At 65.1% G+C, this 16,304-nt stretch carries 19 protein-coding genes; 15 read left to right on the top strand and 4 right to left on the bottom strand.

Annotated elements, in window-relative coordinates:
- Positions 1 to 108: 108 nt before the first annotated feature.
- Together ACEWE8_RS06460 and ACEWE8_RS06455 are read left to right on the top strand one after the other, a co-directional pair.
- Positions 109 to 630 carry a GNAT family N-acetyltransferase gene (locus tag ACEWE8_RS06460; protein WP_046785508.1) on the top strand — a complete coding sequence of 174 codons (522 nt, stop codon included), beginning with the start codon at positions 109 to 111 and terminating at the stop codon, positions 628 to 630.
- Positions 631 to 756: 126 nt separating this feature from the next.
- Positions 757 to 1,074 (top strand): DUF2388 domain-containing protein, encoded by a 318-nt coding sequence (locus ACEWE8_RS06455; protein WP_012314094.1) that lies wholly within the window; start codon positions 757 to 759, stop codon positions 1,072 to 1,074.
- Between the two features lie 139 nt (positions 1,075 to 1,213).
- Here ACEWE8_RS06455 and glcC read toward each other — a convergent pair whose 3' ends face one another.
- Positions 1,214 to 1,981, bottom strand: a complete 768-nt coding sequence (gene glcC / locus ACEWE8_RS06450) for a transcriptional regulator GlcC (protein WP_046785509.1) — start codon at positions 1,979 to 1,981, stop codon at positions 1,214 to 1,216.
- A gap of 196 nt (positions 1,982 to 2,177) precedes the next feature.
- Here glcC and glcD point away from each other — a divergent pair, with 196 nt between their 5' ends.
- The 5 genes from glcD (at position 2,178) to ACEWE8_RS06425 (ending at position 6,900) form a co-directional block, all read left to right on the top strand.
- Positions 2,178 to 3,677, top strand: a complete 1,500-nt coding sequence (gene glcD / locus ACEWE8_RS06445) for a glycolate oxidase subunit GlcD (RefSeq protein WP_046785510.1) — start codon at positions 2,178 to 2,180, stop codon at positions 3,675 to 3,677.
- A complete protein-coding gene (gene glcE / locus ACEWE8_RS06440; protein ID WP_046785511.1) occupies positions 3,677 to 4,729 on the top strand; it encodes a glycolate oxidase subunit GlcE in 1,053 nt (350 codons plus the stop codon). Before glcD ends, glcE begins: the two co-directional genes overlap by 1 nt.
- Positions 4,730 to 4,738: 9 nt before the next feature.
- Complete coding sequence (gene glcF, locus ACEWE8_RS06435) at positions 4,739 to 5,974, top strand: glycolate oxidase subunit GlcF (protein ID WP_046785512.1); 1,236 nt, start codon at positions 4,739 to 4,741, stop codon at positions 5,972 to 5,974.
- A complete protein-coding gene (locus ACEWE8_RS06430; RefSeq protein WP_046785513.1) occupies positions 5,967 to 6,368 on the top strand; it encodes a heme-binding protein in 402 nt (133 codons plus the stop codon). Before glcF ends, ACEWE8_RS06430 begins: the two co-directional genes overlap by 8 nt.
- 193 nt (positions 6,369 to 6,561) lie before the next feature.
- Positions 6,562 to 6,900, top strand: coding sequence for a hypothetical protein (locus ACEWE8_RS06425; protein ID WP_046785514.1), 339 nt, complete (start codon positions 6,562 to 6,564; stop codon positions 6,898 to 6,900).
- 227 nt (positions 6,901 to 7,127) lie between these two features.
- Here the strand turns inward: ACEWE8_RS06425 and ACEWE8_RS06420 are convergent, their stop codons facing one another.
- Complete coding sequence (locus tag ACEWE8_RS06420; RefSeq protein WP_046785515.1) at positions 7,128 to 8,138, bottom strand: AraC family transcriptional regulator; 1,011 nt, start codon at positions 8,136 to 8,138, stop codon at positions 7,128 to 7,130.
- A gap of 168 nt (positions 8,139 to 8,306) precedes the next feature.
- On the opposite strand from ACEWE8_RS06420, the gene ACEWE8_RS06415 reads away from it, so the two are divergent.
- The 3 genes from ACEWE8_RS06415 to ACEWE8_RS06405 are packed head-to-tail and all read left to right on the top strand — an operon-like array spanning position 8,307 to position 10,947.
- Positions 8,307 to 9,491, top strand: a complete 1,185-nt coding sequence (locus tag ACEWE8_RS06415) for an acetyl-CoA C-acyltransferase family protein (protein WP_046785516.1) — start codon at positions 8,307 to 8,309, stop codon at positions 9,489 to 9,491.
- Between the two features lie 13 nt (positions 9,492 to 9,504).
- Positions 9,505 to 10,353: a 3-hydroxybutyryl-CoA dehydrogenase gene (locus ACEWE8_RS06410; protein ID WP_046785517.1), complete on the top strand. Its 849-nt coding sequence runs from the start codon at positions 9,505 to 9,507 to the stop codon at positions 10,351 to 10,353.
- 12 nt (positions 10,354 to 10,365) lie between these two features.
- On the top strand, positions 10,366 to 10,947 hold the full coding sequence (locus tag ACEWE8_RS06405) for a TetR/AcrR family transcriptional regulator (RefSeq protein ID WP_012314083.1): 582 nt from the start codon (positions 10,366 to 10,368) through the stop codon (positions 10,945 to 10,947).
- 36 nt (positions 10,948 to 10,983) lie between these two features.
- On the opposite strand, the gene ACEWE8_RS06400 is transcribed toward ACEWE8_RS06405, so the two are convergent.
- A complete protein-coding gene (locus ACEWE8_RS06400) occupies positions 10,984 to 11,625 on the bottom strand; it encodes a DUF1109 domain-containing protein (RefSeq protein WP_046785518.1) in 642 nt (213 codons plus the stop codon).
- The gene (locus tag ACEWE8_RS06395; RefSeq protein ID WP_046785519.1) at positions 11,615 to 12,199 is read right to left on the bottom strand and encodes a sigma-70 family RNA polymerase sigma factor; all 585 of its coding nucleotides are present in this window, start codon (positions 12,197 to 12,199) and stop codon (positions 11,615 to 11,617) included. Before ACEWE8_RS06395 ends, ACEWE8_RS06400 begins: the two co-directional genes overlap by 11 nt.
- 199 nt (positions 12,200 to 12,398) lie before the next feature.
- On the opposite strand from ACEWE8_RS06395, the gene ACEWE8_RS06390 reads away from it, so the two are divergent.
- From ACEWE8_RS06390 to ACEWE8_RS06370, 5 genes are all read left to right on the top strand, one after another.
- A complete protein-coding gene (locus ACEWE8_RS06390; RefSeq protein WP_039602319.1) occupies positions 12,399 to 12,677 on the top strand; it encodes a DUF2282 domain-containing protein in 279 nt (92 codons plus the stop codon).
- 16 nt (positions 12,678 to 12,693) lie between these two features.
- Positions 12,694 to 13,527, top strand: coding sequence for a DUF692 domain-containing protein (locus ACEWE8_RS06385; protein ID WP_046785520.1), 834 nt, complete (start codon positions 12,694 to 12,696; stop codon positions 13,525 to 13,527).
- Positions 13,524 to 14,279, top strand: coding sequence for a DNA-binding domain-containing protein (locus ACEWE8_RS06380; RefSeq protein WP_046785521.1), 756 nt, complete (start codon positions 13,524 to 13,526; stop codon positions 14,277 to 14,279). The genes ACEWE8_RS06385 and ACEWE8_RS06380 overlap by 4 nt, the downstream gene beginning before the upstream one ends.
- A 10-nt stretch (positions 14,280 to 14,289) precedes the next feature.
- On the top strand, positions 14,290 to 14,757 hold the full coding sequence (locus tag ACEWE8_RS06375) for a DoxX family protein (RefSeq protein WP_046785522.1): 468 nt from the start codon (positions 14,290 to 14,292) through the stop codon (positions 14,755 to 14,757).
- A 138-nt stretch (positions 14,758 to 14,895) separates the two neighbouring features.
- Complete coding sequence (locus ACEWE8_RS06370; protein ID WP_395589235.1) at positions 14,896 to 16,236, top strand: MATE family efflux transporter; 1,341 nt, start codon at positions 14,896 to 14,898, stop codon at positions 16,234 to 16,236.
- The last annotated feature ends 68 nt before the right edge of the window (positions 16,237 to 16,304 follow it).

Here is a 16,304-nt window from a genome sequence, read left to right as displayed (position 1 = left end):
GTGGGGATCGCAAATGGGTCGTGAAGCTGAGCAGACCACGCCCGCTCAACACGGTCAATGCAATACGCGCAAAGTAGCGTGATACCCCCTCATGCCAGGATGGCCCGTATGCCCTACCCCACACTCCCTTGCTCCCTGACCACCCCGCGCACCCGCCTGGTGCGCCCCGACCCGGCCCTTGCAGCGCAACTGCGCCAGGCCCTGCTCGAAAGCTACACCCTGCACCAACCCTTCCTGGCCTGGGCCAAACCTGACTGGACGCTGCAGGAAGTGCGCGAGAGCCTGCAACTGAGTGCCCGCGAATTTCTCGACCCCGCAGCCGAAAAGCGGTACTTCGTGCTGCACGCGGACAGTGACGCAGTCATCGGCTGCATCGGCCTGCGCCCGGGCAACGCTGAGTACGAGGTAGGTTACTGGGCCAGCCAGGCGTTCAGTGGCAAGGGGCTGATGCGCGAAGCATTGACCGGCCTGCTCGATACCATCGCAACGCCGGTGTGGCTGACCACCGATATCGACAACCAGGCCAGCCAGCGCCTGGCAGAGCGCGCCGGTTTCGTCATAGCCGGCTCCAGGCTCACCGAACTCGATCCGAGCACGCCATGCCCGCTGTATCGACGCTCACCAGCATAAGGGCTGGAAGCTTTGTCAATCCGCGCTCGACGGTAATGTTCCACCAAGGGAACTACCACCCCAGTTGCGCCATCTTACTCACTGAGTGGTATTTCCCTTGGGCTTCACGCTATTGGAGAACACGCTATGCGCCACCTATTCCTCGCACCTGCATTGCTGCTCCTGCTGCCTGCCGGTGCTGCCATGGCCCGCGTCGATGCGGGCGACGTCGCTACCTCGGCCGGTGTATCCGCCTCGCTGTATTCGACTTTCAAGGATGACAAACGGATCATCCCCGCCCGTGACGAGCTGTCTGCATTCGTCGCCAGCGGTGGTGCGATTCGTGGCGCCTATGTGGAGTCGGCGCTGGAACAGGCACGCAAGGACAATCCTGGCTTGCAGGCCAGCGATGAAGAGCTGGCCCGAGCCATATTGTCCCAAGACGACCCAATGGCTCATCATTAAGACCTGTGTTGCGCTGCAGTTGTATCTGACGGTTGCTATTGTTCAGCATCCGGGGCTGTGCGTGCATCGCACAGTGCATGCCTTGAGCGCTCAAGCGCTGAAGGCATGCACCGACTCATCTCGCCCCTCCCCTTAGCCTTCACCCCCACCCGTCCATGCGCATCGTCGCCCGCACCAGCCGCTGCTCCTCCTGCTCGATCTCGCGCAAACTGTCGCGAATCCCGTTGATGTGTTCGCGCGCCGCCCGCTGCGCCTGCTCCGGCAATTGCTCCATCACTGCGTGATACAGCCGCGCATGTTGGCGGTCGATCTGGCGCTTCTGCGCGGGGCGGCAATACAGGTTGTTGACCGATGCGAACACCGTGTTCAAGGTCAGGTCGCTGAGCGACTGCAGGGTGTGCACCAGCACCGGGTTGTGCGAGGCCTCGCTGATCGCCCGGTGGAATGCATGGTCGCGGTGGGCGTGCTCACGCGCATCCAGCCCTTCGGGCGCTGCGTGGGCGGCGAGCATGTCTTCGTAGCGACGGCGGATCAGCAGGCGGTCAACATCGGTGGCACGCAACGCTGCCAGGCGTGCGGACTCGGCCTCGAGCAGCGCGCGCACTTCCAACAGGTCGAACAAGGTGCGCGGTTGCGAGCTGAACAGGTGCATCAGCGGGGTGACGCCCACCTGCTGCCCGGTCAGGTCGGCGACGAACGAACCGCGCCCCTGCTCGGTGTCGATGATGCCGCGCCCGCGCAGGATGCGCAGGCCTTCACGCAGTGCCGAGCGCGAACAGCCGAGCTTTTCCACCAGGCGTCGCTCCGAAGGCAAGGCCTGCCCCACCTTGAGCACACCCTCGAGGATCAACCGTTCGACCCGCTCGGCAACCTGGTCGGCGACCTTGGCCTTGCCTTCAGCAACCATGTGCACCCCCTCAACTGGTAGGACCACTTCCATAGCTTGCGCCAATCTACGCATCCCAACCGGTAAATAACCAGCACCTGCCAAAAAAACTGGTAGGACCAGTGCGCTGCAGGCTCGACCTGAGGCAACGGGGCGCGCAGGCTGAGGGGGTGAACGGTTTACCCACAACAACAAAAACTGCCGTTGAGTGAGCCTGATGAACATTCTCTACGACGAACGGGTCGATGGCGCGCTGCCTGCCGTGGACCAGCCGGCCCTGCTGCAGGCCTTGCGTGAAGCGCTGCCCGACCTTGAGATCCTGCATCGGGGCGAAGACCTCACACCTTACGAATGCGACGGCCTCTCTGCTTACCGCACCGTGCCCCTGATGGTGGTGCTGCCCGAGCGTCTGGAGCAGGTGCAGACGCTGCTCAGGCTCTGCCACCTACGCGGCGTGCCCGTCGTGGCGCGTGGTGCCGGCACGGGCTTGTCAGGCGGCGCATTGCCACTGGCCAAGGGCATCCTGCTGGTCATGGCACGCTTCAACCGCATTCTTGAAGTCAACCCGCAAGGCCGTTTCGCCCGGGTTCAGCCGGGGGTGCGCAACCTGGCCATTTCCCAGGCAGCGGCGCCCTATGGCCTTTACTACGCGCCAGACCCCTCTTCGCAAATCGCCTGCTCCATCGGCGGCAATGTCGCTGAAAACGCCGGAGGCGTGCACTGCCTGAAGTACGGTTTGACCGTACACAACCTGCTCAAGGTGGAGATCCTCACCGTCGAAGGCGAACGCCTGACCTTGGGCAGCGATGCCCTCGACAGCCCAGGCTTCGACTTGCTGGCACTGTTCACCGGTTCCGAAGGCATGCTCGGGATCGTCACCGAAGTGACCGTCAAACTGCTGCCCAAGCCCCAGGTCGCCCGGGTCCTGCTGGCCAGTTTCGACAGCGTGGAAGACGCCGGCCGGGCCGTGGCCGAAATCATTGCTGCCGGGATCATCCCCGGTGGCCTGGAAATGATGGACAACCTGGCGATCCGCGCCGCCGAAGACTTCATCCACGCTGGTTACCCGGTAGAGGCTGCGGCGATCCTTTTGTGCGAACTCGATGGTGTCGAGGCCGACGTGCAGGACGACTGCGAGCGTGTGGCAGCGGTACTGCAGCAGGCCGGCGCCCGCGAGGTGCGCCTGGCCTGCGACGAGGCCGAGCGCGTGCGCTTCTGGGCAGGCCGCAAGAACGCATTCCCTGCGGTGGGGCGCATCTCGCCGGACTACTACTGCATGGACGGGACCATCCCGCGCCGCGAACTGCCGCGCGTGCTCAAGGGCATCAGCGAACTGTCCGCGCAGTACGGCCTGCGCGTTGCCAACGTGTTCCACGCCGGCGACGGCAACATGCACCCACTGATCCTGTTCGATGCCAACCTGCCCGGCGAACTGGAACGCGCCGAAGCCATCGGCGGGCGCATCCTTGAACTGTGCGTGGCAGTGGGCGGCAGCATCACCGGCGAGCATGGCGTGGGCCGCGAGAAAATCAACCAGATGTGCGCGCAGTTCAACAGCGACGAAATCACCCTGTTCCATGCCGTGAAGGCAGCGTTCGATCCCAAAGGGCTGCTCAACCCGGGCAAGAACATCCCCACCCTGCACCGCTGCGCCGAGTTCGGTGCCATGCATGTGCATCACGGCCAACTGCCCTTCCCTGACCTGGAGCGCTTCTGATGAGCCTGGACCGCGATATGAGCCAGGACCTGCTCGAACAGGTCAACCAGGCCTTGAACCTGAACACCCCGCTGCGCATTCAGGGCAGCAACAGCAAAGCCATGCTGGGGCGCCCGGTGGTCGGGGAGCTCGTCGATACCCGCGGCCACCGCGGCATCGTCAGTTACGACCCGACCGAGCTGGTGCTCACCGCTCGCGCCGGTACGCCACTGCAAGAGATCGAGGCGGCGCTGTTCGAGGCCGGGCAGATGCTGCCATGCGAACCGCCCCACCTCGGCGCCGGGGCGACCCTGGGCGGCATGGTAGCAGCGGGGCTGTCCGGGCCCCGTCGGCCCTGGGCCGGGTCGGTACGCGACTATGTGCTCGGCACGCGGGTCATTACCGGCCACGGCAAGCTGCTGCGCTTTGGCGGTGAGGTGATGAAAAACGTCGCCGGTTACGACGTCTCGCGGCTGATGGCCGGCAGCTTCGGCTGCCTGGGCCTGCTGACCGAAGTGTCGCTGAAGGTGCTGCCACGGCCGCGGCAATGCCTGAGCCTGCGCCTGCCGATGGACCGCCATCAGGCCCTGGCCGAACTGGCCGAATGGGGTCAGCAGCCGTTGCCGATCAGCGCAGCCTGCCACGACGGCGAAGCACTGTACCTGCGCCTGGAAGGCGGTGAAGGCTCGGTGCAATCGGCCCGCCAGCGCCTGGGCGGCGACGTGCTCGACAGCCCGTTCTGGAGTGACCTGCGCGAGCAGCGCCTGGCCTTCTTCGAGGGCGCCGAACCGCTGTGGCGCCTGTCGTTGCCCATTGCCACCGCCGAACTGGACCTGCCGGGGCGCCAGTTGATCGATTGGGGCGGCGCGCAGCGCTGGCTGAAGTCGAGCGCCCCCGCAGCGGCGATCCGCGAGCTGGTGGCCAAGGCCGGCGGCCACGCCACCGGCTATGCCCTGGGCGAGCACAGCAGCGCACCGCTGCCCGCCGCGCTGATGCGTTATCACCACGCCCTCAAGCGACAACTCGACCCCCAGGGCCTGTTCAACCCTGGCCGCCTGTACCCGGACCTGTGAGGCCACGCCATGCAAACCAACCTGAGCGACAGCGCCAAGCGCCTGGCCCGCGCCGAAGAGGCCGAAAGCATCCTGCGCGCATGCGTGCACTGTGGCTTCTGCACGGCCACCTGCCCCACCTACCAGTTGCTCGGCGATGAACTGGATGGACCGCGCGGGCGCATCTACCTGATCAAGCAAGTGCTCGAAGGTGCGCCGGTCACCGCCAGTACCCAACTGCACCTGGACCGCTGCCTGACCTGCCGCAACTGTGAGACCACCTGCCCATCAGGGGTCAAATACCATGACCTGCTGGACATCGGCCGCGCCGTGGTCGAACAGCAAGTGCCCCGCCCGCTCGGCCAGCGCCTGCTGCGCCAAGGTTTGCGCGCAGTGGTGCCGCGCCCGGCGCTGTTCAAGGCGCTGACCCGCGCAGGCCAAACCCTGCGCCCAGTACTGCCGGGCGCACTCAAGAGCAAGTTGCCCGCCCAGGTGGCCTCCCCTGACAAGCGCCCGGCGGTGCGCCACGCGCGCCGCGTGCTGCTGCTTGAGGGCTGCGTACAGCCGGCCCTGTCACCCAACACCAACGCCGCCACCGCGCGGTTGCTGGACCGCCTGGGCATCAGCGTCGAGCCAGCACGCCAAGCTGGCTGCTGTGGCGCAGTGGATTACCACCTCAATGCCCAGGAGCAAGGCCTGCAGCGTGCCCGGCGCAACATCGATGCCTGGTGGCCCGCCATCGAAGCGGGCGCCGAAGCCATCGTGCAGACCGCCAGCGGCTGCGGCGCCTTCGTGCGTGACTACGGCCACCTGCTGGAGAAGGATCCGCTTTACGCGGCCAAGGCAGCGCGGGTCAGTGCGCTATCGCGCGACCTGGTGGAAGTGCTGCGCGACGAGCCGGTCGAGCAACTGGGCGTGTGCGCCGACCAACGCCTGGCCTTTCATTGCCCGTGCACCCTGCAGCACGCCCTCAAGCTCGGCGGCCAGGTGGAGAGCCTGCTGGCCCGGCTTGGCTTCACCCTCACCGCAGTGCCCGACGGCCATTTGTGCTGCGGCTCTGCCGGGACCTACTCGCTGACCCAGCCCGAACTGTCGCGGCAACTGCGCGACAACCGACTCAACGCGCTGGAAAGCGGCAAGCCGCAACTCATCGCCACCGCCAACATCGGTTGCCAGACCCACCTCGGCGGTGCCGGACGCACACCGGTACGGCACTGGATCGAAATCGTCGAAGCAGCCCTGAACCAGGAGAACAGCCATGCATAGCAAGTCCGTGATCGGCCAGGTCGAAGTTGCCCGCCTGCTTGCAGCCGCCCGCCAGGAGGCCCTGGCGCACCAGTGGAAGGTCACCATCGCGGTGGTCGACGACGGCGGCCATCCGCTTGGCCTGGAGCGCATGGACGGCTGCGCGGCAGCCAGCGCCTACATCGCCGTTGAAAAGGCTCGTAGCTCGGCCTTGGGGCGCAAGGAAACGCGCGATTACGAACAGATGGTCAACGGCGGGCGCACCGCGTTCGTCACCGCGCCGCTGCTGACCAGCCTGGAGGGCGGCGTGCCGTTGCGGGTGGATGGCCAGGTGGTCGGCGCCATCGGTGTATCCGGGGTCAAGCCTGAACAGGATGCCCAAGTGGCCAAGGCCGGGGCGGCGGCCATCACGTAATCCGCGCCTTGACAGCTCACCGCCAACAGAAGAGCCGGGCCGCGGTTGGCTTTTGCAGGTCGACCGCTTGCAAGCCACCCGGCACCTCTCTACACGTTCAGAAAATTCCTACCCATCCTCTCGGAAGCGTCCTACTTGCCGCGCACCACCATGGAAAACATGATCGGCACTTGTGTCCCAGAGGAAGCTGCGCATGCATCCACACACCCGCACCACTGCCGAGTTGCGCAGCGCCCTGCGCGAGCTGCTGGCCCATGATGTCAGCAACCCTGACGACGACCCGCACTGGTCGGGAGTACTGTTCTTTTGTGCTACCGACGAGCGCACGCGGGGGCTGATCGAACGCATCGAGTTGCTGGCCAGCGAGTTGTTTTTCGACGCGTGTGGCCGCCTCATCGCGCACCGCATCCGTACCATCGCTGTCGAGGGCGTTTGCATCAAGCAAAAGCGCAAGGCGCCAGCCGATGAGACGGTGATCCGCATTGCGCTGCTGGGCAAGGGCTATATCACGGTGAGTACCGCACGTTTCTGAAGCCAAGAGGCAAATGCGACACCGCCGCAACGTTGCCGCTCCATTTTTTGCAAGCTCTGCCTCTGCTTCTGCTTCTAAGCGCGCGGTAGCTCAGCCACCACAGATTGCGACTTCAGGAGGCCGAGTGCAGGTCTTGCGCAGGGAGGTGACGGGCATGGATGCCCGTCAAGCGCTTCGGCCCATGGCTGGGCCGTGCAGGCGCTGAGGCCGGCCAGGCTGGGCCAACGCTACTGCCCAACCAACCTAGCCCGATATCTCCCCGGACTTTGCCCCGTCCACTTCTTGAACGCCCGATGAAACGCACTGGGCTCCTGAAACCCCGCCTGCTCGGCGATTTCGGCAATGCTCATCACCCCCTCACGCAAACGCTCGAACGCCATGGCGCGACGCACCTCATCCTTGATCTGCTGATACGAACGCCCTTCGCGCTCCAACTGGCGGCGGAAAGTGCTGGCACTGATCCCCTGCTGCTCAGCCAGGGCCGCCAGGGTCGGCCATTGCCCGTAGCGCCGGGCGCGCAGGTGGCGGTACACCTGGGCCACCAACCCATTCTGGTTGCGAAAGCGGATCACCAGGCCCTGGGGCGCGCTACGCAGAAAGGTTTTCAGACCAGCCAGGTCCTGGACCACCGGCAGACGCAGATAAGCGCTGTCGAACTCAACCTCGGTGCGCCCGCTGCCCAGACGCAAGTCCGGCCCCCACAGCAGCAGGTCGTCGTCCTGGGCCGGGCGCGCCACTGCCAGTTCGGTGCGGTCGATGGCCAGACGGCGCCCGGCCAGCCAGCACAGCAGGCCAACCACCAGCACCAGATAGGTCTCCTCGGCATAAACCCGGGTCAACGGGTCGGCAATGCCCGAGTGCACGCTGATCACCGCCCGCCCGGCGCGCACGGTCAGGTTGCCGCGCAGGTCATGCAGGAACAGGCTGAAATTGCCCAAGCATTGGCGCAGTGCCTTGTCCAGGTTCGGCTCCTGGATAAGGCCGCGACAGATCAGGGCAAAGCTGCCCAGCGGCATGCCATGGCTGTCGAGGCGAAAGAACTCATCGTCCAGTTGCTGGATCTGCGTCAGCCACAATTGGGCGAACGCCTTGGCCGGTACGCGGGCCTGCGGCTGATCGAGCAGCGCCGGGTCGATGCCCACCGCGCGCAGATGGGCGTCACGCGCCAAGGGCTGGTCGCGCAGGGCATGAAACATGGCATTGAGAAAGTACACGGCGACCGAATCGCTATCGCGCATGGCGTTATTCGCTGTCTATGCTGAGTGGCAAAAAGTGCCAGGTTGACTGAACAGATCCGGCATAGGCTGGAACAGGGCCTTTGCCTAGACTCGGACTCAACGAGGGAGCGCCGGCCATTCTCGCAGAGCCTGGCCCGCTTCCGCCATGCCTTCGCAATCGGAGCCTCTATGAGCAGCGCAGAAATCTACGTCGTCAGTGCCGTCCGTTCCGCCATCGGTGGTTTTGGTGGCTCGCTCAAGGACCTGCCGCTGGCAGACCTCGCCACTGCCATCAGCCGCGCCGCCCTCGAACGCTCGGGCGTAGCCCCTGAGCAGGTCGGCCATGTAGTCATGGGTAATGTCATCCCCACCGAGCCACGCGATGCCTACCTGTCGCGGGTCGCCGCGATGAACGCTGGCATCCCCAAGGAAACCCCGGCATTCAACGTCAACCGCCTGTGCGGTTCGGGCCTTCAGGCCATCGTTTCCGCTACCCAGTGCCTGCTGCTGGGTGATGCCGATGTGGCCCTGGCCGCCGGTGCCGAGTCCATGAGCCGTGGCCCTTACTTGCTGCCACAGGCCCGCTGGGGTGCGCGCATGGGCGACCTGCAAGGCATCGACTACACCGTCGGCGTTCTGCAGGACCCGTTCGAACACTTCCACATGGGCATCACGGCGGAAAATGTCGCCGCCAAGCACGGCATCACCCGCCAGATGCAGGATGAACTGGCCCTGACCAGCCAGCGCCGCGCCGCCCGTGCCATCGCTGAAGGCCGCTTCGCCAGCCAGATCGTGCCGCTGGAACTGAAAACCCGCAAAGGCACCGTCGAGTTCGCCGTTGACGAACACGTACGCGGTGATGTGACCGCCGAACAGCTGGCCGGCATGAAGACCGTCTTCAAGAAAGACGGCACCGTTACCGCCGGCAACGCCAGCGGCATCAACGACGGCGCTGCCGGCCTGGTGCTGGCGACCGGTGACGCCGTACGCCGCCTGGGCCTCAAGCCGCTGGCGCGCCTGGTGGCCTACGCCCATGCCGGCGTCGAGCCCGAGCTGATGGGCCTGGGGCCGATTCCGGCAACACGCAAAGCGCTGGAAAAGGCCGGCCTGAACATCAGCGACCTGGACGTGATCGAGTCCAATGAAGCCTTCGCCGCCCAAGCCTGTGCCGTGGCCCGCGCGCTGGACTTCGACCCGCAGAAGGTCAACCCGAACGGGTCCGGCATTTCCCTGGGCCACCCGGTGGGTGCCACCGGGGCGATCATTGCCACCAAGGCCATCCATGAACTTCAGCGCATTCAGGGCCGCTACGCGTTGGCCACCATGTGCATTGGCGGCGGCCAGGGCATCGCCGTCGTCTTCGAGCGCGTCTGAGGGAACTTGCAACATGAGCATTGAACAGATCGCCGTGATCGGCGCCGGCACCATGGGCAACGGCATCGCGCAAGTCTGCGCGGTGGCCGGCTATCAGGTGCTGCTGGTGGATGTCGCCGAGGCCGCACTAGAGCGCGGCGTCGCCACCCTGAGCAAAAACCTGGAGCGCCAGGTCAACAAGGGTACCCTCGATGCTGAGCGCGCCAGCGCAGCCAAAGCGCGCATCAGCACCAGCACCGATTATGCCCGCTTGAGCACTGCGCAACTGGTGATCGAGGCGGCGACCGAAAACCTGCAGCTCAAGCAACGCATCCTTCAGCAAGTGGCTGCCAACGTGGCGCCCGATTGCCTGATTGCCACCAACACCTCGTCACTGTCGGTGACCCAGCTGGCGGCCAGTATCGAGCACCCTGAGCGGTTCATCGGCGTGCACTTCTTCAACCCGGTGCCGATGATGGCCCTGGTCGAGATCATCCGTGGCCTGCAAACCAGCGACAGCACCTATGCCCAGGCCCTGCTGGTTACCGAGAAGCTCGGCAAGACGCCGATCACTGCCGGTAACCGCCCGGGCTTCGTGGTCAACCGCATCCTGGTGCCGATGATCAACGAAGCGATCTTCGTGCGCCAGGAGGGCCTGGCCAGTGCCGAGGACATCGACACTGGCATGCGCCTGGGTTGCAACCAGCCGATCGGCCCGCTGGCGCTGGCCGACCTGATTGGCCTGGACACCTTGCTGGCGATCATGGAAGCCTTCCATGAGGGCTTCAACGACAGCAAGTACCGCCCTGCCCCACTGCTAAGGGAAATGGTCGCGGCCGGCTGGCTGGGGCGCAAGAGCGGCCGCGGCTTCTTCACCTACTGAGGAGCTAACAGCATGCCCCCGGTCAATGCCGCGATGCGCTGTGCCAATTTTGAAGAGCGACGTGACCGGGCCATGGCGCTGTTCGCCGAGAAGGGCTTCGGCCAGGTGAGCATGCGCGAACTGGCTGCACATCTGGGCGTGACCGCAGGTTCGCTGTATCACCACTTCCCGAGCAAGCAGGACTTGCTTTACGACCTGATCGAAGAGTTGTACGAGGAGCTGCAGGCGACCCTGGAGCCTGGCCGCCGCGCTATGGCGCGCGGGGGTTCGGCGTTGGCTTGCCTGATTGCAGCGCACTGGCAACTGCATGCCGAACGGCCCCTGCAGTTTCGCCTGGCCGCACGGGACTTCTGCTGCCTGAGCGAAGCGCAGCAAACGCGCCTGGCGTTGTTGCGCAAACGTTACGAGACAGGGTTGCTGCGGTTGATCGCACCGCAGGCGAAACTGCCCGACGCAGCATTGGCGGCGACGGCGCAGGTGGTGGCGACGTTGCTCAACCAGTTGCCTGGGATGCTGAAGGCTTTGCCTGAGGAACAAGGGTTGGGGTTGATGGAAAGCCTGCTGGTTGGGGGAATTGAGCGAACATTGCGCTAGCCCACCGTATCGCTCGATCAGCCAGGCTCTACATCTTCACCACCTCAACAAACGCGGGCCAAGCACTGCTCCCATCAACGTGGGCACCGACATCCCCAGCACGTACCAGATCCCCCAGAACGGCACCTGCATTTCCGGGCAGTGCAGGCAGTAAACCAAGGTTGCGGTCGCACCGGCGAGCAGGCCCGCCGCTGCGCCAGCCTGGCGCAGCCGCGTCGGTGCCAGGCCACGCAATGCCCAGAACAGGGTGATGAACACCGGCACGCACAGCAGCGTGATGTTCAACGCACAGGTGCGCCAGGTACGCCCAAAGATCAAATCGGCACGGGCTTCGACCGGAGCCCCGAACAGGCTGATCGCCGCTCCCAGCCAGACCAGCAGCAACGGTAGCCCGAGCAGTTGCCACACCACCCCACCGCGCACGCCGGGCCTGGCCAGGCGCTGCGTCAACCACAGCCCGAGCAGCGCCAGGCTGGCGGGCAAGGCCAGCTTGGCCCAGAACAGCGGCGTACGCGCCACTTCGGCAAGGTCACTGCGCACGCCATAGACGGCCACCGTCATCAGCACTGCAGCCAGTGTGCCTGCTAGCAACGCCAGCGCCAGGCGCCGTGCCAGCGCATGGCGCCCCACCGGCGCTTCACCAGCAGCCAGCAGGGTAATCAGTTCATCAGTCTTCATGCTCTTCACTGCCTCGAATCAGCTTGGCCAGCGCCTTGAGCCCCCGGTGTATCCCCACCTTGACCGCCGAACAGGAAAGCCCGGTGATACGCGCAGTCTCCTCCACCGAGAGCCCCTCCAGCTTGACGTGGACAATGGGCAAGCGTTGGCGCGCCGGCAACCGCCCCAACAGCTTGCCCAGATCGCGGCTGGCCTGGGCAGGCGCTTCATCACTGGTGGCGAACAGGTCACTGTCGTCTTCCAGCACCTCGTGCAACGCGTCGTGGTGCGCATAGCGGCGCAGGTAATCTGCCAGCTTGTAACGGGCAATCGCCTGTACCCACGCCGTCAACGGCTGTTGCGGCTGGTAGGTATGACGTGCGTTATGCACGGCCAGCAACACTTCCTGCAGCAAGTCTTCGATTTCGGCCGGGCGCTGCTGCAGCCGCCGCCGCAGAAACCCACGCACATGCAGCGCCAGCGCCGCAAGGAATTCGCGGTAGGCCCGTGCATCGCCCGCCAGCCCGCGCAGCAGCAAGCCCTGCAACTGCGCCTCGCGTGCGCCGAGGTGGTCCTGAGAGTTAGTTCGTTGCATGGGGGGCCAAGGTTACACCGTCTGTAGTTTTTTCTTTTATCGAACCTTAGCCGCTGCTGCGCTTTTCAGCGCATAGGTCAGGGCAAATGCACCAAGCAAAAAATATTTTTGCGTGCCTGTAACCGCAGCAGCGGCCACCGCGAACTAGTCCATGAGCCTTCGGTACATCACCACGGCCCCACTCTCTGGAGACACCCCCATGAATACCCTCGCCCTTACCACTGCCGCCCTGGCCCTTGCTTCCATGGCCAGCGTCGCCACCGCCGCAGATACCACCAGCAACGGTGCAGCCATGGAAAAATGCTACGGCGTCGCCATGGCCGGCAAGAACGACTGCAAAGCCGGTGCCGGCACCAGTTGCGCAGGCAGCTCCAAAAAAGACTACGACGGCATGGCCTGGAAAAACGTCCCGGCCGGCACCTGCACCTCGATCAAGACGCCCAATGGCATGGGTTCACTGACCCCGATCAAGTCTTGAGCAGAGGCCGCCGACCATGAACCGAACTGCCCCTCTGGGCGCCGGGCTCGGGCTCAAGGCTGAACACTTTGCCCAGGCCTTGGCCTGCAACGCCGACGGCCTGTGGTATGAGGTGCATCCAGAGAACTACATGGTCGGCGGGCCGCGCCTGGCGTGGCTGCAGCGCATGGCCGAACGCCATGCGCTGTCGCTGCACGGCGTTGCGCTGTCACTGGCAGCGGACGCCGAACCGGACATCACCCACCTGCGCCGGTTGCGCGTGCTGATCGACCAGGTAAACCCGGTGCTGGTGTCGGAGCACCTGGCTTGGTCCACCTGGCGTGACCAGTATCACCCCGACCTGCTGCCGTTCCCCCGCAGCCACGAAGCCTTGGCACGCATCAGTGACAATATCCTGCGCACCCAGGATGCCCTGGGGCGCTGCATCGCCATCGAAAACCCCAGCCACTACCTGCAACTGCAAGGGCACGACCTGGACGAAATCGAGTTCCTCGGCGAGCTGGTGCGCCGCACCGGCTGCACGCTGTTGCTGGACATCAACAATGTTCATGTCAGCGCCCACAACCTGGGTTTCAACGCCCAAGGCTACCTCGACCGCTTCCCGGCCCATGCCATCAGCGAAGTGCACCTGGCCGGCCACAGCCACGACGACCAAGGCGCACTGCTCATCGACTCACACGATGCAGCCATTGCCGAACCGGTCTGGGCGTTGTACCGCCGGCTGATCGCGCGCATCGGCGCGCGCCCGACACTGATCGAACGCGACGGCAACCTCCCCGCCTTCGATGAACTGCTTGCCGAACGGGCGATTGCCCAGTCGACCCTCGACCACGCAGGAGCCTTGCCATGAACCTGCCACTTGGCCAGTTCCAGGACGCCTTCATCGATGCACTCTACCTGCGCCCTGCTCCGCTGCTGCACAACCTGACACGCCAGCCGGCGTTCGCGGTCTACCGCAATACCGTGATGGCCGGCTGCGTGGACGCACTGCGCGCCAACTTCCCCAGTGTCGAAACTCTGGTCGGCGCCGGCTGGATGCAGCAAGCCGCTGCCGCCTACGCACAACACACCCCACCTGACGACGCACGGCTGATCCGCTACGGTGCGACGTTCGCGGCGTTTCTGCAAGACAGCCAGGCCAGCCACGGCCTGCCCTACCTGGCCGATGTCGCACGCCTGGACTGGTATTGGTGCGAAGTGTTCGCCGCCGACGAGCAACCTTGCCTGGCCCTGGCCGACCTGGCAGGCATGACGGCCAGCGACCTGGGTCGCAGCCACCTGCGGCCGCGCCAGAGCGTGCGCTGGCAGTGGTTCGCCGCTCACCCGGCACTTAGCCTGTGGCGCTGCAGCCGCGAAGGCCTGGCATGGCCACAGTCGCAACCCTGGGTGGCAGAAGGCGCACTGTTGAGCGCCGACCAGGAAAGCGTGAACCATCAGCCACTCGAGGCCGGTGGCTGCACGTTCCTGGATGCCTGCGCAGCCGGTCACACACTGGAAAGCGCCTCGCAACTTGCCCTGCAACGCCAGCCTGGCCTCGACTTCACCAGCCTGCTCGGTCGCCTGATGCAGGCCCGGGTCTTTCTCCCGCTTTCATTCGATTGAAGGAACGGCCATGGACACCCTGCGCCCCCCAGCTCCACCCATTGGCCTGCGCCAACGCTGGAACGGCCTTGCCGACTGCCTGCAACGGCTGCTCAACGACAGTGCGTTGTGCCTGGTCGCGCGGTTGGGCATCGCCTCGATATTCTTCCTGTCAGGCCGCACCAAGGTCGAGGGTCTGCTGAGCATCACGCCCAGTACCTACGAGCTGTTCCAGAGCGAGTATGCCTTGCCGCTGCTTTCGCCCTGGCTCGCAGCCCACCTGGGAACCTACGCCGAGCACCTGTTCCCACTGCTATTGGTGCTGGGCCTGTTCACCCGGCTTTCAGCGCTTGCCCTGCTCGGCATGACAGCGGTCATCCAGATATTCGTCTACCCGGACGCCTGGCCTACCCACCTGTCGTGGGCTGGCCTGCTGCTGTTGCTGATAGCCCGGGGTGCCGGGCCTCTGTCACTGGACCGGTTGCTACGGCTGCATTGAGCCCAGCCGGCCAGCCACCACTTGGCAGTTGCAGCGTGTCGGGTGAAGAACACTCACGCGGCTTTTCCGTTAAACTCTTCGCAGCCCACGTTGTCTTGGTACCGCACTGTTGCACCCACCCTAGCGGTAACCCCCAAGATGAAGCACCCCGCCACATTCACCCAAGGTTCATTGACCCACCACGTCCGGGTAATGGCGTTTACCAGTGCGCTGAGCCTGCTGGCGATCTTCCTGACCGACATTCTCACGCTCACGTATGTCGCCCTGCTGCATGACGAAGTACTCATTGCTGCGGTAGGCATCGCCAAGACCCTGGCCTTTTTCAATTCAAGCCTGGTGGCGGGCATTGTCGTCGCTGCAGGCACCATGATCTCCCGCAGGGTCGGCCAGGGTTCGAGCGCCTCCGTGCCTGCGCTGACCAGCCACATGCTGATCCTCGCCGCGCTGGTCTCGGCCAGTGTGTCTGCACTGCAGTGGTACAACCTGGACTTCTTCGCCGGCCTGGTGGGGGCCGATGCGCCCGCCTCACCGCTTGCCCGGCAATTCATTGCCATGACGCTGGTGGCGTCGGTGCTGATGGCGCTCACTCAGGCCACGGCCCAAGTGCTCCGGGCGCAAGGTTTGAGCGGGCGCGCGCTGGCAGTGGTGCTGGCCAGTGCCGCCTGCCTGGCCATCGTCGACCCGATACTGATCTTTGGTCTGGACCTGAAACTGTTGGGCGCCGGCCTTTCCTGCCTGGTGGCAGCCACAGCAGGCAGCCTGACGGGCCTGTACCTGGTCAGGGCCCATGTCGGCCTTGCCACGCGCATACGCCTACGCCTGCTGCGGCTGTATGGCGCACGCATCATGCGCATTGCCTTGCCTTACACCCTCGCTAATCTTGCGATGCCCGTCGCCCTGACCTACACCATGGCGCAGCTGGCACTGTTCGGGGTCTCGGTCATGGCTGGCATGGCGGTGATGGACAGAGTGCTGCAGATTACCTACTGCCTGTACTTCGCCTTGCCGGGCGCGCTGGTGCCGATCCTGGCACAGAACCTGGGCGCGCACCGCCATGCGCGTTCACAGGCAGCCTTGCACAGCGCCGCCAGGCTGGTGGTGGTGTACGGCCTGGTCGCCTGGGCAGTGCTGGCAAGCGCCGCGCCGTGGCTTGGCCATGCCTTCACGCTGTCAGGCCCGGGGCAGGCGCTGATCGAGGACCTGTGCCGGTACGGGCCGGGGCTGTGGGTCATCATGGGCCTGGACTTCATCGCCATTTCGCTGTTCATCTGCCGTGGCCAGGCAGGGTGGGTGGCCTTCTACGCCTGGCTTCGCGCCACCTTGGGTACCCTGCCCTTCGTCACCGCAGGCGCAGCGCTGCAAGGTGCCAACGGCATCATGCTCGGGCTGTGGGTCGGCAATGCCCTGGTCGCACTGGCCAGCGTCGCCACGGCCATCCTGATCAACCGCCCAGGCGCATACCGGGCGCACGAACCCTAGAACTTTTGCCATAATCGCCCTCGCCGCTTCAGCGGAACCGGCACACCACCCACTACAGCTTGAAGTTG

Origin of the sequence: Pseudomonas sp. TR47, assembly GCF_044143025.1 — a bacterium.
Lineage (GTDB): Bacteria > Pseudomonadota > Gammaproteobacteria > Pseudomonadales > Pseudomonadaceae > Aquipseudomonas > Aquipseudomonas putida_E.
Note: the sequence above shows the minus strand (reverse complement) of the source record. Positions and strands in the feature narration are given on the sequence as shown.

Coding starts and splice junctions, on each gene's coding strand:
- ACEWE8_RS06460 (WP_046785508.1), top strand. CDS start 109: ATGCCCTACCCCACACTCCCTTGCTCCCTGACCACCCCGCGCACCCGC.
- ACEWE8_RS06455 (WP_012314094.1), top strand. CDS start 757: ATGCGCCACCTATTCCTCGCACCTGCATTGCTGCTCCTGCTGCCTGCC.
- glcC (WP_046785509.1), bottom strand. CDS start 1,981: ATGGTTGCTGAAGGCAAGGCCAAGGTCGCCGACCAGGTTGCCGAGCGG.
- glcD (WP_046785510.1), top strand. CDS start 2,178: ATGAACATTCTCTACGACGAACGGGTCGATGGCGCGCTGCCTGCCGTG.
- glcE (WP_046785511.1), top strand. CDS start 3,677: ATGAGCCTGGACCGCGATATGAGCCAGGACCTGCTCGAACAGGTCAAC.
- glcF (WP_046785512.1), top strand. CDS start 4,739: ATGCAAACCAACCTGAGCGACAGCGCCAAGCGCCTGGCCCGCGCCGAA.
- ACEWE8_RS06430 (WP_046785513.1), top strand. CDS start 5,967: ATGCATAGCAAGTCCGTGATCGGCCAGGTCGAAGTTGCCCGCCTGCTT.
- ACEWE8_RS06425 (WP_046785514.1), top strand. CDS start 6,562: ATGCATCCACACACCCGCACCACTGCCGAGTTGCGCAGCGCCCTGCGC.
- ACEWE8_RS06420 (WP_046785515.1), bottom strand. CDS start 8,138: ATGCGCGATAGCGATTCGGTCGCCGTGTACTTTCTCAATGCCATGTTT.
- ACEWE8_RS06415 (WP_046785516.1), top strand. CDS start 8,307: ATGAGCAGCGCAGAAATCTACGTCGTCAGTGCCGTCCGTTCCGCCATC.
- ACEWE8_RS06410 (WP_046785517.1), top strand. CDS start 9,505: ATGAGCATTGAACAGATCGCCGTGATCGGCGCCGGCACCATGGGCAAC.
- ACEWE8_RS06405 (WP_012314083.1), top strand. CDS start 10,366: ATGCCCCCGGTCAATGCCGCGATGCGCTGTGCCAATTTTGAAGAGCGA.
- ACEWE8_RS06400 (WP_046785518.1), bottom strand. CDS start 11,625: ATGAAGACTGATGAACTGATTACCCTGCTGGCTGCTGGTGAAGCGCCG.
- ACEWE8_RS06395 (WP_046785519.1), bottom strand. CDS start 12,199: ATGCAACGAACTAACTCTCAGGACCACCTCGGCGCACGCGAGGCGCAG.
- ACEWE8_RS06390 (WP_039602319.1), top strand. CDS start 12,399: ATGAATACCCTCGCCCTTACCACTGCCGCCCTGGCCCTTGCTTCCATG.
- ACEWE8_RS06385 (WP_046785520.1), top strand. CDS start 12,694: ATGAACCGAACTGCCCCTCTGGGCGCCGGGCTCGGGCTCAAGGCTGAA.
- ACEWE8_RS06380 (WP_046785521.1), top strand. CDS start 13,524: ATGAACCTGCCACTTGGCCAGTTCCAGGACGCCTTCATCGATGCACTC.
- ACEWE8_RS06375 (WP_046785522.1), top strand. CDS start 14,290: ATGGACACCCTGCGCCCCCCAGCTCCACCCATTGGCCTGCGCCAACGC.
- ACEWE8_RS06370 (WP_395589235.1), top strand. CDS start 14,896: ATGAAGCACCCCGCCACATTCACCCAAGGTTCATTGACCCACCACGTC.